Consider the following 13,196-nt stretch of genomic DNA (forward strand, 5'->3'; position numbering starts at 1 on the left):
CTCGTCAGACGCTCGTCATGCGACTGCGCCGAAGGTAACGACCTTGTACCTCCGGTCCAACGTTGTAGGCATGACAGACCGCACGGCCGCCGTCACCCGCGAGACGGCGGAGACGGACATCGAGGTGACGCTGGACGTGGACGGCGACGGCGATGCCACCGTCGAGACGGGCATCGGCTTCTTCGACCACATGCTCGGCAGTTTCGCCAAACACGGCCTGTTCGACCTGACGGTGCGCTGTGATGGGGATTTGGAGATTGACGACCACCACACGGTCGAGGACGTGGCGATAACCTTGGGACAGGCGTTCGAGGAGGCACTCGGCGACAAGCGCGGCATCGAGCGGTTTGCAGACCGGAAGGTGCCGCTGGACGAGGCAGTGGCCTCGGTCGTGGTGGACGTGAGCGGGCGGCCGCTGTTCGAGTTCGACGGTGAGTTCTCGCAAGGGCGAGTCGGCGAGATGACGAGCGTGATGGCCAAGCACTTCATGCGGTCGCTGGCGATGAACGCGGGACTGACGCTTCATGTTGGTGTCGAGGGGGAGAACGCGCACCACGAAATCGAAGCGATGTTCAAGTCGGTGGCTCGGGCTTTGGATGACGCGACGCGGGTGGACGAACGACGGAGTGACGTGGCGAGTACGAAAGGGCAACTGTAGGACGTTGGGTTTGGTGTGATAGTTTACAGCGACAGCACAGTTACAGCTGATGTGACTACCCCGAAAGCCCCCACCTGGTCACGCGAACGGAGTGAGCGTGATGTTGTTGGAGCTTGCTCCAACAGAACTCGCGGTCGCTCAGCGACATATCGGTGTCGGGCGTTGCCGGAGAGACACCGATATGTCGCTGAGACGACTACATAAACGCGAGCAAGTGGCCCCTTTCAGTCCCGCCCTGTGGTCTGGTTCACCGGGCGTTTTGTGGGGTTATCTCAACTGCTGTTTCGAAGGTGGACAGTCCACTCCGGCGCGCGCTGGCGCGAGTTCATCTATCGTCAACACTGTGCGAGGGATGAGCATCGCAACTCGGGAAACGCGGCACGCCGCGTTTCCCGGAATTGAGAAGCGCAGTCGGTTGGGGAGGGCGTGGCTCAGACGGTGCGGTGTTCGGGGGACTGAAAGGAGCCGCCCGGTCGCGCTTGCATGGTCGTCTGCGCAGGCCACTATTCTGGCCGAGTTGTGCGGAGAGGCCAGAATATCCTGCGCCAGCGACCGCGAGCGGGCGGGGCTTTCTGGGTGGCCACAGTCCCACTGATTCTTTCGAAGTGTTCTCCTTCGAACTCACGTCGAAACTTCTGACAGAGTTGAAACCAAGAAAGCGAGAGACAACGACTAAACCCCTCGATACCCCACTACTCACCAATCAATGTTCGACGAGATAATGCAGAAGTTCGAGGGAAGCCCCTCCCAACAAGCCGTAATACGCTTGCTCCTCGAACGCGGGTTCTCCGTGAGCGACGAGGGCAGAGTCGTGTCGGGCGGCATCGAAATCCCCAACACCCAAATCGCCCGCGAAATCGACGTGGACCGCAGAGTAGTCGATTCGACCACCGACGCCATCCTTGACGACGAGCAACTCCGGCGCATCTTCCAGAACATCTCCTCGATTCCGAGTCTGATGGACCTCGCGCCGGTGCTGGACCTCACCGTCCTCACCATCGAAGTGGCCGACGCCGACGAACCGGGCATCGTCGCCACCGTTACGACCCTGCTGGCGGACAACGACATCTCGATTCGCCAGACGATTAGCGAGGACCCGGAATTCACCGACGACCCGCGACTCTACATCGTTACCGACGAGGACGTTCCCGGCGACGTGCTGAACGAGTTGAAGAACTTCGAGTTCGTTCGGAAGATAGAGTTGAAGTAAGCGATTCTGCTTTCGCCGTCGGCCCGCCTACCTTTCCCTCTCCGTCCCGTAGCAAGTTGCCATGAGTTGGCTCCCGGACGACCGCAAGCGAGTCGCGTGGTGGACCTTCTCGCTGGCGATGCTCGTCGTGTTTCTGTTCGTCCTCCACGCGTTCGTCGGAACGGTCGTATTGGGTCTGTTCGTCTACTACGGGACGCGCCCGGCGTACCAGCGGTTGCGCACGATACTTCCCACAGGAGGTGCGGCCGCCGCGACGCTCCTCCTCGTGACGATTCCGGTCGTCGCGCTGGTCGGCTACACCGTCTTCGTGGGCTTCAGCGAGTTGAGCGCGCTGACGAACACACCGCTGTCGTCGTTCGCGCGATACCTCCCCGGCACGCCCGAGAACCCGACGCAGGCGGTCGAACGCCTCAGACAGATTGCCGGACCGGGACAGAACGCACAGGAACAGATGCTCTCGACGGTGGTAGGCGTCCTCGGAACCATCGCTGGCGGTCTCGCACACCTCTCGCTTTCGTTCATGCTCGCGTTCTTCCTGCTCAGAGACGACCACCGAGTCGCGGACTGGTTCCGCGAGCAGATCGCCGCAGAAGACTCGACTGCACGCGCCTACGTCGCGGCCGTGGACGAAGACCTCCAGAAGGTCTACGTCGGCAACCTGCTGACCGTCTTCGCGGTGATGGGACTCGGCGTCGTCGTCTACAACGCACTGAACGCCATCGCGCCGTCGGGTCTCGGCGTTCCAGTGCCGACACTGCTCGCGCTCCTGACTGGAGTCGCCACGCTCGTGCCGCTGGTCGTCGGGAAAATCGTCTACGTGCCGGTGGGCGCGTACATCGGCTACGAGGCGGCGACCGGTGCGGGACCACTCTGGTTCCCCGTGGTCTTCTTTGCGGTGTGTCTCGTGCTGTTGGACCTACTTCCCGTCGCAGTCCTGCGACCGTACATCGCGGGACGGAACCTCCACGGCGGACTTATGGTGTTCGCGTACATCGGCGGCACCATGCTGTTCGGTTGGTACGGACTGTTCCTCGGTCCGCTCGTCGCCGTGGTGCTGGTGCAACTGGCGCGCATCGTCGTGCCGGACCTCGTCCACGGCGAGACGCCGTCTCCGGACGCCGAGGGTGCCGAGTCGATAGGTGCAGACCCCCAGAGTGCCCAACGGAGCGACGGCGCGCAGGCAGACGCCGGAGGAAGCGAATGAGCGACGACACCTACAGAACTCTCGCAGACCGCGGACAGGCCGCCTTCGAAGTGCGAGGGTCGGAGTTCATCGGCCACGCCGAACCGGTCGAGAGCCGCGAGCAAGCCGAGAAATTCATCGAGGAAATCGAGTTGGAGTACGCCGACGCGACCCACAACGTGCCCGCCTATCGAGTGCGCGACGACCCGCTCCGGGAGTGGAGTAGCGACGACGGCGAACCCTCCGGGTCGTCGGGCAAGCCTGCGCTGAACGTTCTCCAGCAACAGGACATCGAGAACGTCGTAGTCGTCGTCACGCGCTACTACGGCGGGACGAATCTGGGGGTCGGTGGCCTTGCGCGCTCGTACTCCCAAGCTGTGAAAGAAGCCGTCGAGGCCGCTGGCGTGGTCGAAGCGGAACCACACGAGCGATTCGAGATTACGGTCGAGTACGACGATTCGGGAACGGTGCGAGGAGTACTCGAAAGCGCGACGCGCGGAGCGCGTCGGGACGAACGAGCGGAGAATCCGAGAGATGGCGTCGAGTTCGACGCAGAGTACGGCGAGCAGGTCGCCTTCGAGGTTCGGGTGCCCGAGGAGCAAGCAGACGCGCTTCGAGACCGGATTCGGAGCGCGACGAGCGGCCGAGCAGAAATCGAGTGACGACGAGAGAACGGGCCGAAAGCGGATGAGACGAGCGAACAGAAATCCAGCGAAGATTCACCTGCTGACCAACCTTTATACCAAATCCATGATTGGTCATGCGCATGGTGCAACTGACGCCGAGACTGGTCGGCGTCGTCTTTCTGCTCGTGGTGGCTACGGGCGTCGGGACGGCGTTCGCACTCGACGTGGACGGCGACGGTATCGCGGGAACGGATGAGTTGGGCGAGACGAATCCGTTCAGTGGCGATACCGACGGTGACGGACTGGACGACGACACCGAGTACGAGTTCGGGTCTGACCCGACAGTCGCCGACACCGACGGGGATGGACTCAGCGACAGAGAGGAGTTGTACGGTAACCCCGCGGGAGATGGAACGTACACGTACGGCAACATCGTCGCGTGGGAGAAATCAGACCCGCGTTCGAAAGACACCGACGGCGACGGGATTCCAGACGCGAAAGAGGCAGAAGACGGCTTGGACCCGACGAGCGCGGATTCGGACGGCGACGGTCTTTCGGACAAGCGTGAAGTCAACGGGCCGCTGGACCCGACCCTCGCAGACACCGACGGCGACAACCTGCTCGACGGCTGGGAAGTCAGGGGAGAGAGTCCGAAGGGTGCGGACCTCTCGGAAGCCGACCCGCTCCACAAGGACATGTTCGTCCACGTCATCTACCTCCGCAACACTGAGTACACGCTCCCGTTCAGCGTCTTCGACAACGTCGAGGAGTGGTACGCCGACATGCCGGTACAGAACCCCGACGGCGAGACGGGCATCAACGTCCACTTCACCGACGAGGAGCGCATCGACCGCTCTATCGACGAGTGGGAACACGACGACGGCACCACGACACACGGCGTCAGCGGCTTCATGGCGATGCGGGAGTTCTACAACCAGAACACTATCGGCGAGAATACGGGCAGTCACTTCCTCGTCGTGATGGCCGGAGACGGCGTTCCGATTCGCGGCAGCGGCAACGCGGGCGGGTCGAAGACGAACATCGTCACGCCGTGGCTCGGCTCCGAACGCGACGACGCGCGACGGAAGGCCCACACCATCACGCACGAACTCCTGCACAACGTCGTCCGGGAAATCGGCGGCCGAGACTGCAACGGCCAGATGCACACCTGCGAAGGGTTCCTCTCCTACGAGAACGACTACTACCTCTCGCAGAAGTCGGCACAGAAACTCAATCAGCGTGGCTTCGCCGACGCAGTCTACTCCGAGCAGATGAACGCGACGAGTTGCGAGGAGACCATCTACTACAAAGGTCAGTGCGGCGTCGAGGAGTAGCACACACAAAACATATCGCCGGGAAACCCGAACCACGACACATGAGCGACGCCCTGTCCCCCGAGGTTGACCTCGACTTTGGCGAGCGCGGCCGCATCCCGGCAATCGCACAAGACGCCGAGAGCGGCGAGGTGCTGATGCTCGCCTACGTCACGCCCGAGGCAGTCCGAAAGACGCGCGAGACCGGTCTCGCACACTACTACTCGCGGAGTCGCGAGGAACTGTGGCAGAAAGGCGGGACGAGCGGGCACGTCCAGCACGTCCGGGAGGTCCGGGTAGACTGCGACGGCGACACGTTACTCTATCTGGTGGACCAAGAGGGCGGAGCCTGCCACACGGGCTACGAGACCTGCTTCTACCGAAACATCGACGGCGAAGAGGTCGCAGAGAAAGCCTTCGACCCCAACGACGTGTACGAGTAGTGCGATGAGCAGGAACACCGGAACGACGACGACGAACGCAGGCGACCCGACCGGCGAACTCGAAGTCGCCGCCACAGAAGTAACCGAAACTGAGCGACGAGTCTCGGAGTATGGGGAGGAGACCGTCGAGGAAGTCGCCGACGCCTACGAGCAAGCAATCAAACTGCTCGACAGCTACGAGGGCCGTGCCACAGGCACGGGCGACTTCGAAGCGTACCTCGAGTTTCAGGGGCAGTTCGCGGACCTCGTGGAGAGTCTGGCCGACGACTTGCCAGAGCGCGAGGCGTTCGAGGCCGCCGAAGAGCGCATCGACAAACGCAGACTCAGCGAACGCGACTTCGAGCGCGCTCGTACCGACCTCGAAGGAGCCGCAGACATCGCAGCGTTGCTGGACGAGCGCCGCGAAGCGAGAGCGCAGTATCGCGAAGCCCGACGCGACGTGACGACGGACCTCGTGGAGACGCGAGAGCGAATCGAGTCCCACGAAAATCTGCTCGAACTCGGCGACGCAGACCTCCAAGCCCCAACCGAAAACCTCCGCGAGCCTATCGAATCCTACGACGAGGCGGTGAGTACGGCGTTTTCCACGTTCAAGAAAGACGCGAGCGCCCGCGAAGTACTCGACTTCGTCGAAGCGACCGAGGAGTATCCGCTCGTGGAGTTTCGCCAGCCACCCGAGGCTCTCGTTTCGTACGTCGAGTCGCGCGAAGCAGGCACCAAACCGATTCCAGAACTGGTAGAGTTCTCTCGGTACTCCAACTCGAAGTTGGACCACTACGTCGAGGACCCCGCCGCGCTCAAGCGTGCCGTGGCGACCAACGAGACGTATCTCGAACGATTGGATAGCCACCCGCTCGAAGTGGAGTGGCCCCCTAGAGAAGGGGCAGAACTGCGCTGGCGCGCCGACGAGTTGATTGCGGTCGTGGCGAAGTTCGCGCCGGAAGACGTGGTCGCGAAGTTGCGCGAGGTGCGAGACCTGACCCGAGACGAAGCGGAGTTCGGGCGCCTTCGGACCGCGGCGCGTGCCGAAGCAGAACTGGCGAGCGAAGAGCGCGAGAAACTGGCGAACGGACAGGTGGAGCGGGAACTAGAGCAGTTGCGCGAGCGGAAAGAGCAGTTGGAATCTGCGCTGGAAGAGTACCCCGAGCGGTCGCAGTAATTTCTCAGGCTTCGGCCTTCGCCGCCCGCAGTCTTTCCTCCATCTCTTCTGCGAGTTCGATGGCCCGAGACTCCCCCCGGGCCTCGGCGTAGATTCGGACCATCGGCTCGGTGCCGCTCGGTCGGGTCAGCACCCACGCGTCGCCGTAGTCGAAGCGGTAGCCGTCGAGCGTGGTCAAGTCGGCGTCGGTCTCGTCAGCGGCCTCCTCGGCCGCTTCGAGGAGGGCTTCGCGTTCCGCGTCGCCGCTGTACTCGATGTTGATGCGGACGTTGTGGTAGCCGTCGTAGGGCGCGACGACTTCGCTCGCTGGCTGGTCGGCCAGCAGTTCGAGGAATCGTGCGGCGGTGAACGCGCCGTCCCGCGAGAGTCGGTAGTCGGGGAAGAAGATGCCGCCGTTTCCCTCACCGGCGACCGGGACGTGGCGGTCTTTCTTCTGGAGGTCTTCGATTCGGGTGATGATGTTGGTCGAACCGATGGGCGTGAGTTCGAGGTACGCCTCGCGGTCGTCGGCCACGTCCACGAGTCGCTGGGAGACGTTGACCGCCGAGACGACCGAGTCGCCGGGGTCGAGTTCCGCGGCGGCGAGCGCCGCGAGCGTCGCGTCTCCCTCGATGTACTCGCCGTTCTCGTCGTAGAAGATGGCCCGGTCGGCGTCGCCGTCGTGAGCGATGCCCACGTCGGCGTCCGCGGCAGTAACGAGTGCGCCGAGGTCTTCGAGATTCTCCGGGACCGGTTCGGGGTTCCGACCGGGGAAGTGACCGTCCGGCTGGCTGTTGGTGGTGACGACGCGACAGCCGAGTTTCCGGAAGAACTCCGGCGAGGTGAGCGACCCCGCACCGTGGCCGGGGTCCAGCGCGACGGTGAGGTCGGTGTCGGCGATTTTCTCGCGGTTGGCGCTGTCGAGCAGCGAATCGACGTACTCCCGCCGGGCGCTCTCGATCTCTCTGCTGGTGCCCGTCTCGCTCCAGCGGACTTTCTCGAACTTCTCGGCGAGGAACTTCTGTTCGATGCGCTCTAAGTCCGCGACGGCGAGTTCGATGCCGTCCGCGCCGACGAGTTTCACGCCGTTGTACTCCGGCGGGTTGTGACTCGCCGTAATCATGACGACCGGCACCGACTCGCGTTCGGCGTACGCCTGTGCGCCGGGCGTCGGGATGACGCCGAGTCTATCGACGTTCGCGCCGACGCTGGCGAGACCGCTGGCGGCCGCGTCGGCGAGCATCTGGCCCGTCGCACGGGTGTCCCGAGCGACCGCGACCCGGTCGGCCCGCCAGACCGTCCCCGCGGCCTCAGCGACCTTCAGCACGAACTGGGGTGTCAGTTCCTCGTTGGCCACCCCGCGCGTGCCGCTCGACCCGAATACCTTCATAAGCGTGGCTGGTACCCCGGAGGTGAAAGGGATTCCGGTGGCAGGCGGCCGTGTGACCCCGTGACGGCCGGTTCGGCGACCCCAGAGCCTCAATTCGCTGATTTGTCTCGTGGCCGAAAGCCCGAACGCATTTCTGACCCGACAACCGAGTTCTAGTATGGTCAGCATCGAAGAGAAGCGAGTCTACCGGGGGACGGGGAACTCTACTCCGGTGTACGTCGCTGGCGACTTCGGAGTCGCCGGGGTGGAAACCTCCGACGACCTCGTGGGCGAGTTCGGGTTGGAACACCAGTGTACGGCCCGCGACGTAGCTGGGCGGAACGGCCGCGTCGCGGTGGCCACCGACGAGGAGACGCTGGTGTACGGCACGGAGGGCTTCGAACCGCTGGAAGTCGGTGCCTCGACTGCGGTCGGCTTCGACGGCGAGGACCTGCTCGTGGCTCGTGAGGACGGCGCGGTCTTCCGGGAGGACGGCGGAGGGTGGCGACAACTTGGCCGATTGGAGGACGTGCGCGCAATCGACGGCCCCCTGCTCGCGGCAGAGTCGGGCGTCTATCGGGCCCAAGCGCGAGATTTAGACCACGTCGGCTTGGCCGACGCGCGGGACGTGTCCACTGAGGGCGTTCCGCTGGCCGCGACGGCAGACGGTCTCTACACGCTCGGCAACGGCTGGATGGAGGTACTGGAAGGGGAGTTCGTCGCGGTCAGTGCGACCGAGAACACGGGGAAACTCGGTCGGGCACACGCCGCAGGCGAGGACGGCCTGTTCGGCTACGACGACGAGTGGCACTCCGTGGAGATACCGACCGAAGGGAGCGTCGTCACGCTGGCCCACGGCGACGACGTATACGAGAGCTCGACAGAGGGCGATTCGGAAGACGTGGTGAGACACGACGCGGTGTACGCCGCGACTGAGGATGGTGATTTTCTGTTGTCGGTCGGCGATGGGTGGCGCAAGCAGGTGTTGGGGTTGCCGGGCGTGAAAGCAATTGCGACGCCTTGAGTTAGAAACTGGTTTATTGGGTTTTCACTGACCAACCGGCGCGCGCGGTCGTGGCCCGTGGTTTGGGCCACGACCAGTCCGCGCGAGGTCTTGGCGAACGAATGTGAGCCAAGGCTCGTCAGAGCTTGCGCTGACGGTGGATGAGGACCATAGCTCAGAAAACGCGGCGTGCTGCGTTTTCTGAAATCGAGAGCCGCAATCGGGTGGGAAGATGTGGCTCGTTCGGTGCTGTGCGGCGCGGTTTCTCCTTTGTATAGGGATTAGTAGCGGTCGTTGTCGCGGAGGAAGTCGCTATCGTTCAGGAGTGCTCTACTGGAGGAGCAGTCGCTGTCGTCGCGGAGTTTTCTGTCACTAACCCAATATCCCTGATATTCCTGTCACAGCCGACGAACCCCTCCCGAACAGCCACGAGTGAAAATCGGTTTAACCTCCCGTATCCACCCCACGAATATGATCGTGAGCGGGTCAGCCTCGCAGGTGCTGGCGGCCGAACTCGCCGCCGAGTTGGACGAACCGTTGGCGAGCGTAGAGTACGAGCGGTTCCCTGACGGCGAGGTGATGGCGAGCGCCCCCGGATTCGAGGACGACCGGGCTATCGTCGTCGGTTCGACCGTCTCCTCGGACGCCCACCTCGAACTGCTCCAGTTACAGGACGCCGTGCGCGAGTGGGGTGCCGAGGAAGTCGTCACCATCCTGCCGTACATGGGCTACGCGCGCCAAGACCAGGCCTTCGAGACCGGCCAACCAGTCTCCGCGAGAGCGGTTGCCCGCGCGCTCTCCCCCGGTACCGACCGCGTGATGACGGTCAACCCTCACGAAGAGGCAGTCTGTGACTTCTTCGACGTGCCCGCCGAGTCCGTAGACGGGGCCGGACGACTCGCCGAACCGCTCCCCGACGACCTGCACGACCCCGTGTTCCTCTCGCCCGATTCGGGCGCTATCGACATCGCTGAAACCGTCAAAACGTCCTACGGCACCGGCACCGCCGACTACTTCGAGAAGGTACGCCACTCCAGTACCGAAGTGGAGTTGACGCCGAGCGACACCGACGTGTCGGGACGCGACGTGGTCGTCACGGACGACATCATCGCTACCGGGTCCACGATGTCGGGTGCGGTCGAAATCCTCCACGAACGCGAGGCGAGTCGCGTCTTCGTCACCTGCGTCCATCCCATGCTCGCCGCCGACGCCTACACGAAACTCTCGCGGGCAGGCGTCGAGACTGTGTACGGCACCGACACTATCGAGCGCGCCGTCAGCGAGGTGTCGGTCGCGCCGAAATTAGCAGACGCGCTCTGAGAGAGGCCGGACTCCGTGGGGAGTTCTACTCGGGGAGTCCGTTTTCGAGCAGTCGTCGAACGACGACCAGCAGGCCGTTGCCGAACCCCTTCGAGTGAATCGCATTCTGGACGGTGTCGCCGTTTTGCTCGCGAACTGCACTGAGAAGCAGTTGCTCTCGGTCGGCGACGATGAGTTGACTGATTCGTTTGTCGTCCGTACTTTCCGAATCGTTCAACCAGTCTTCCAACAGCGGCGGGGTCTTGGCGTCCGGGACTGCCGAGAACGCCCGGTCTCGCTCGTCCTCGTCGTCGGTCAACAAGCCGAGGTAGACGGTCACGCCGCGGTCGGACGCCGCACCGAGCGCGTCCAGTAGTTCCTGCTGGTCGGCAGTCGAACCGAGGACGGCCAACACTTCACGCTGGGCGTCTTCGACCATCTGTTCGGTGATTTCGGCGATAGTCGTCACACCCGACAGCGACCAGACGCCGTCAGTCGAGTCCGAAGCGGACTCGGAGTTCGTCTCCAGTTCCGTCAGTGCGGTCGCCAACTGCTCGAAGCGCGCGTCGTACCGACTGCGGAGTATCTCGACGGCGTCGCCGATTGGAATCGCTCGGTATCGCTTCGGATTCGAGTGACGAACCTCGACCAGACCGCGAGACGCCAGCTGTTCGCCAGCGTCGTAGACGCGGGTTCGCGGTACGTCCGCGAGTTCGCTTATTTCTCGGGCAGTGCTATTCGAGGAGCGGGCGAGTGCCGCAAACACTTTCGCTTCGTATTCTTTCAGTCCTAGTTGCTGCAACAATTCGACTACGGTAATTTGTGCTTCGTCGCTCATGCCCAACCACCTACCGAACGGCGAGCGACACGACGCACCGCACGTATCACATCGACCGTTTCGGAGTTAGTCGTGAGTAGGAGCGTGCTTGCATATACAAATCACGGTATTTTTTCCCATCTCTAGAAAATTCACGCTGAGAAGAATTGAAGATATATTTCTTGGGTGGTATCACACAGAAATTCGGAGAATTTCGGGAGCTGAATCACCACAAATGCGTTCACCCACAGAATCACAAAACCTTAATTGTGATTGGGAATCGACTTTCGACTGGCGCGTGGTCGAAAATCCCAACCACCTACCACTACGTGTCCGGCTGCCACATTCCTGGCAGTCGATATTCCATACGGGTGAGAAAATTGCCAGAAAATTCCAGTAATCCGGCGATTCGCGTCGGAGACTGTCGTTCCGACCAGCGGGCGAGTACGCGCGTCGCGCTGGCGTTAGCCGACGTTCGTGACGAAGACGTGACGTCGATACGACTCCACGACCACATCGACCCCGACGCACTCGACTTGTTGTTCGCACCTCGCCACGACGGCAGCGAACGCGACAACGGCCGCGTCTCCTTCGACGTAGACGGCTACCACGTCACGATTCGGAGCAGCGGACTGTACACCATCGAACCACCGCGGTAGTCGCCTCGTCTACGTACCTCAATCACTGGCGTTCGGGTCTAACTTCCTCGCGTGCGCGACGTACGGCCGCAACTGTGCCCCTAGATCGGAGAGTACAACCTGCCCAGCGTTTCTGTCGTAGGTGACCAGTCCTTCGGCAGCGAGTCGCGGCAGAATCGAGTGGTGAAGCGACACCCGCGCCGCGTCCGAATCGAGCGTCGAGTTCGAACAGGCAACGAGCAGTGCTGCGAGGTCGGCGAGTGCGACAGGGTCGTCCTCGGTATCGAGTCGCCACAAGACGCGACGGCGTCGCCAATCCGACAACACGTCGAAGAGCGTATCGACCGGAAGCGGCGGTTCGGCGTCGGTCGGAATCGAAGCGTCCAGTTCCCCCTTGCAGTTCGTCATCGAAGTTCCTCCACCCGAGAGACCAACAAATAGCTTACCTGCCGTTCTACACCGCGGGATGCATCTGCATTCACAAACATTTGACCACCTACCGATTCACCCGAACGATTGGGCGTCCCGTCTCCTCGGTCGATTGGCAGACAGTTAAGTATCTAGGTTTACGCAGGTGTGAGTGAACTCGAAACTGACCGACTGAGTGGGGGTGGACGACGAAAGCAGACATTAGTCGATGAAGATGGGGGACGTTGGTCGGCAGTGAGAAGTCGCAGTTTCGAATGATCGAACCGGTCGCGAACGCACGCAGAATAGGTACTCTCTCAGTCGTCGTCGGCCTGAACAGACGTGAACTCTCGGTTCGGCGACTCGGGAAGCGAAACCTCCGATTCGTCGGCGTCGTAGACGACGTATCCGGCGTCGTGGAGTTGCGGGAGGTCCACGCGACAGAGGCGGGTTCGTTCGCGCTCGATGGCGACGGGAGTCGGACACTCGCGGTCGTCCGACGTTCTGAATCCGGCGACGAGTTCGGCGAGTTCGGTGACCGAGAGTGGTCCGTCGTGTTCGCCGAGCGATCGAAGGAGGTGCTGGCGGCGTTCGTCGGCGACCGTTCGACGCATCTCCCACGACTCTCCTTCGGAGTCCCCGTTCGGAGGACCGAGGGCAGTCGATTGCTTGGACTCGCCTCTCGGCTTCGACGAGTCGTGCGCGTTAGAGTTAGAGTAGTTGGACATGGTATGTTCCTCGCTTCGGAACGCGTGGAGACCGTGTGATGCGGTCACGTGTTGACACGTGTATGGAGCAGCACCGGCACGATTTTCCATAGTATCCATGTCCTCCACGTCTGAAGGAGAGGAGTGACGCACAGTGTATTCCGTGGTTCCGTATGCGAAGTACGAACTCTAACCCCTTTAGTGCGGACACTCATATGTAACACTGCACCTTTTTCTCGTCGGGTGCTGCGGCGCGCTCTGCGCGCCGCGCACCACTCCTCGAAAAATCTGCACCAAAAAAGGGACGCCGAGAAATCTGGCCGCATCGCGGCCAAATTCTCGCGTCTGGGGTGGCTTGGTGAGGCGACCGCACAGCACCACCCA

The 13,196-nt window shown here is 62.5% G+C and carries 14 protein-coding genes; 10 read left to right on the top strand and 4 right to left on the bottom strand.

Annotated features, from left to right (window positions below; genetic code table 11):
* Nucleotides 1-70: 70 nt before the first annotated feature.
* The 7 genes from hisB to F7R90_RS14945 all read left to right on the top strand — a co-directional run bounded on the left by hisB (nucleotide 71) and on the right by F7R90_RS14945 (nucleotide 6,592).
* On the top strand, nucleotides 71-658 hold the full coding sequence (gene hisB, locus F7R90_RS14915) for an imidazoleglycerol-phosphate dehydratase HisB (protein ID WP_158058195.1): 588 nt from the start codon (nucleotides 71-73) through the stop codon (nucleotides 656-658).
* Between the two features lie 706 nt (nucleotides 659-1,364).
* Nucleotides 1,365-1,868, top strand: a complete 504-nt coding sequence (locus F7R90_RS14920; RefSeq protein ID WP_158058196.1) for an ACT domain-containing protein — start codon at nucleotides 1,365-1,367, stop codon at nucleotides 1,866-1,868.
* 61 nt (nucleotides 1,869-1,929) lie between these two features.
* Nucleotides 1,930-3,072, top strand: a complete 1,143-nt coding sequence (locus F7R90_RS14925) for an AI-2E family transporter (protein WP_158058197.1) — start codon at nucleotides 1,930-1,932, stop codon at nucleotides 3,070-3,072.
* A complete protein-coding gene (locus F7R90_RS14930; RefSeq protein WP_158058198.1) occupies nucleotides 3,069-3,713 on the top strand; it encodes an IMPACT family protein in 645 nt (214 codons plus the stop codon). Before F7R90_RS14925 ends, F7R90_RS14930 begins: the two co-directional genes overlap by 4 nt.
* Before the next feature lie 104 nt (nucleotides 3,714-3,817).
* The gene (locus F7R90_RS14935) at nucleotides 3,818-5,011 is read left to right on the top strand and encodes a hypothetical protein (RefSeq protein WP_158058199.1); all 1,194 of its coding nucleotides are present in this window, start codon (nucleotides 3,818-3,820) and stop codon (nucleotides 5,009-5,011) included.
* A gap of 41 nt (nucleotides 5,012-5,052) precedes the next feature.
* The gene (gene hisI / locus F7R90_RS14940; protein ID WP_158058200.1) at nucleotides 5,053-5,433 is read left to right on the top strand and encodes a phosphoribosyl-AMP cyclohydrolase; all 381 of its coding nucleotides are present in this window, start codon (nucleotides 5,053-5,055) and stop codon (nucleotides 5,431-5,433) included.
* A gap of 4 nt (nucleotides 5,434-5,437) precedes the next feature.
* The gene (locus F7R90_RS14945) at nucleotides 5,438-6,592 is read left to right on the top strand and encodes a DUF7118 family protein (protein WP_158058201.1); all 1,155 of its coding nucleotides are present in this window, start codon (nucleotides 5,438-5,440) and stop codon (nucleotides 6,590-6,592) included.
* Nucleotides 6,593-6,596: 4 nt separating this feature from the next.
* Here F7R90_RS14945 and glmM read toward each other — a convergent pair whose 3' ends face one another.
* Nucleotides 6,597-7,961, bottom strand: a complete 1,365-nt coding sequence (glmM, locus tag F7R90_RS14950) for a phosphoglucosamine mutase (protein ID WP_158058202.1) — start codon at nucleotides 7,959-7,961, stop codon at nucleotides 6,597-6,599.
* A gap of 157 nt (nucleotides 7,962-8,118) precedes the next feature.
* Between glmM and F7R90_RS14955 the strand changes: the two genes are divergently transcribed.
* Both F7R90_RS14955 and F7R90_RS14960 read left to right on the top strand, forming a co-directional pair.
* Nucleotides 8,119-8,964, top strand: a complete 846-nt coding sequence (locus F7R90_RS14955; protein ID WP_158058203.1) for an HVO_0234 family beta-propeller protein — start codon at nucleotides 8,119-8,121, stop codon at nucleotides 8,962-8,964.
* 450 nt (nucleotides 8,965-9,414) lie between these two features.
* Nucleotides 9,415-10,263 (top strand): ribose-phosphate diphosphokinase, encoded by an 849-nt coding sequence (locus F7R90_RS14960; protein WP_158058204.1) that lies wholly within the window; start codon nucleotides 9,415-9,417, stop codon nucleotides 10,261-10,263.
* Nucleotides 10,264-10,288: 25 nt separating this feature from the next.
* Here F7R90_RS14960 and F7R90_RS14965 read toward each other — a convergent pair whose 3' ends face one another.
* Complete coding sequence (locus F7R90_RS14965) at nucleotides 10,289-11,080, bottom strand: TrmB family transcriptional regulator (protein WP_158058205.1); 792 nt, start codon at nucleotides 11,078-11,080, stop codon at nucleotides 10,289-10,291.
* 359 nt (nucleotides 11,081-11,439) lie between these two features.
* On the opposite strand from F7R90_RS14965, the gene F7R90_RS14970 reads away from it, so the two are divergent.
* The gene (locus F7R90_RS14970) at nucleotides 11,440-11,718 is read left to right on the top strand and encodes a HalOD1 output domain-containing protein (RefSeq protein WP_158058206.1); all 279 of its coding nucleotides are present in this window, start codon (nucleotides 11,440-11,442) and stop codon (nucleotides 11,716-11,718) included.
* Between the two features lie 18 nt (nucleotides 11,719-11,736).
* Here F7R90_RS14970 and F7R90_RS14975 read toward each other — a convergent pair whose 3' ends face one another.
* Nucleotides 11,737-12,105: a DUF7344 domain-containing protein gene (locus F7R90_RS14975; protein ID WP_158058207.1), complete on the bottom strand. Its 369-nt coding sequence runs from the start codon at nucleotides 12,103-12,105 to the stop codon at nucleotides 11,737-11,739.
* 317 nt (nucleotides 12,106-12,422) lie between these two features.
* Nucleotides 12,423-12,833, bottom strand: a complete 411-nt coding sequence (locus tag F7R90_RS14980; protein WP_158058208.1) for a DUF7344 domain-containing protein — start codon at nucleotides 12,831-12,833, stop codon at nucleotides 12,423-12,425.
* Nucleotides 12,834-13,196: the final 363 nt, after the last annotated feature.

It is taken from the genome of Halorussus halophilus (genome assembly GCF_008831545.1).
In the GTDB taxonomy this organism is placed as follows: domain Archaea; phylum Halobacteriota; class Halobacteria; order Halobacteriales; family Haladaptataceae; genus Halorussus; species Halorussus halophilus.

Excerpts from the sequence above, each read along its gene's own strand:
- F7R90_RS14980 (WP_158058208.1), bottom strand. The coding sequence starts at position 12,833 with ATGTCCAACTACTCTAACTCTAACGCGCACGACTCGTCGAAGCCGAGA.
- hisI (WP_158058200.1), top strand. The coding sequence starts at position 5,053 with ATGAGCGACGCCCTGTCCCCCGAGGTTGACCTCGACTTTGGCGAGCGC.
- hisB (WP_158058195.1), top strand. The coding sequence starts at position 71 with ATGACAGACCGCACGGCCGCCGTCACCCGCGAGACGGCGGAGACGGAC.
- F7R90_RS14955 (WP_158058203.1), top strand. The coding sequence starts at position 8,119 with ATGGTCAGCATCGAAGAGAAGCGAGTCTACCGGGGGACGGGGAACTCT.
- glmM (WP_158058202.1), bottom strand. The coding sequence starts at position 7,961 with ATGAAGGTATTCGGGTCGAGCGGCACGCGCGGGGTGGCCAACGAGGAA.
- F7R90_RS14975 (WP_158058207.1), bottom strand. The coding sequence starts at position 12,105 with ATGACGAACTGCAAGGGGGAACTGGACGCTTCGATTCCGACCGACGCC.
- F7R90_RS14945 (WP_158058201.1), top strand. The coding sequence starts at position 5,438 with ATGAGCAGGAACACCGGAACGACGACGACGAACGCAGGCGACCCGACC.
- F7R90_RS14935 (WP_158058199.1), top strand. The coding sequence starts at position 3,818 with ATGGTGCAACTGACGCCGAGACTGGTCGGCGTCGTCTTTCTGCTCGTG.
- F7R90_RS14925 (WP_158058197.1), top strand. The coding sequence starts at position 1,930 with ATGAGTTGGCTCCCGGACGACCGCAAGCGAGTCGCGTGGTGGACCTTC.
- F7R90_RS14930 (WP_158058198.1), top strand. The coding sequence starts at position 3,069 with ATGAGCGACGACACCTACAGAACTCTCGCAGACCGCGGACAGGCCGCC.
- F7R90_RS14920 (WP_158058196.1), top strand. The coding sequence starts at position 1,365 with ATGTTCGACGAGATAATGCAGAAGTTCGAGGGAAGCCCCTCCCAACAA.
- F7R90_RS14965 (WP_158058205.1), bottom strand. The coding sequence starts at position 11,080 with ATGAGCGACGAAGCACAAATTACCGTAGTCGAATTGTTGCAGCAACTA.
- F7R90_RS14960 (WP_158058204.1), top strand. The coding sequence starts at position 9,415 with ATGATCGTGAGCGGGTCAGCCTCGCAGGTGCTGGCGGCCGAACTCGCC.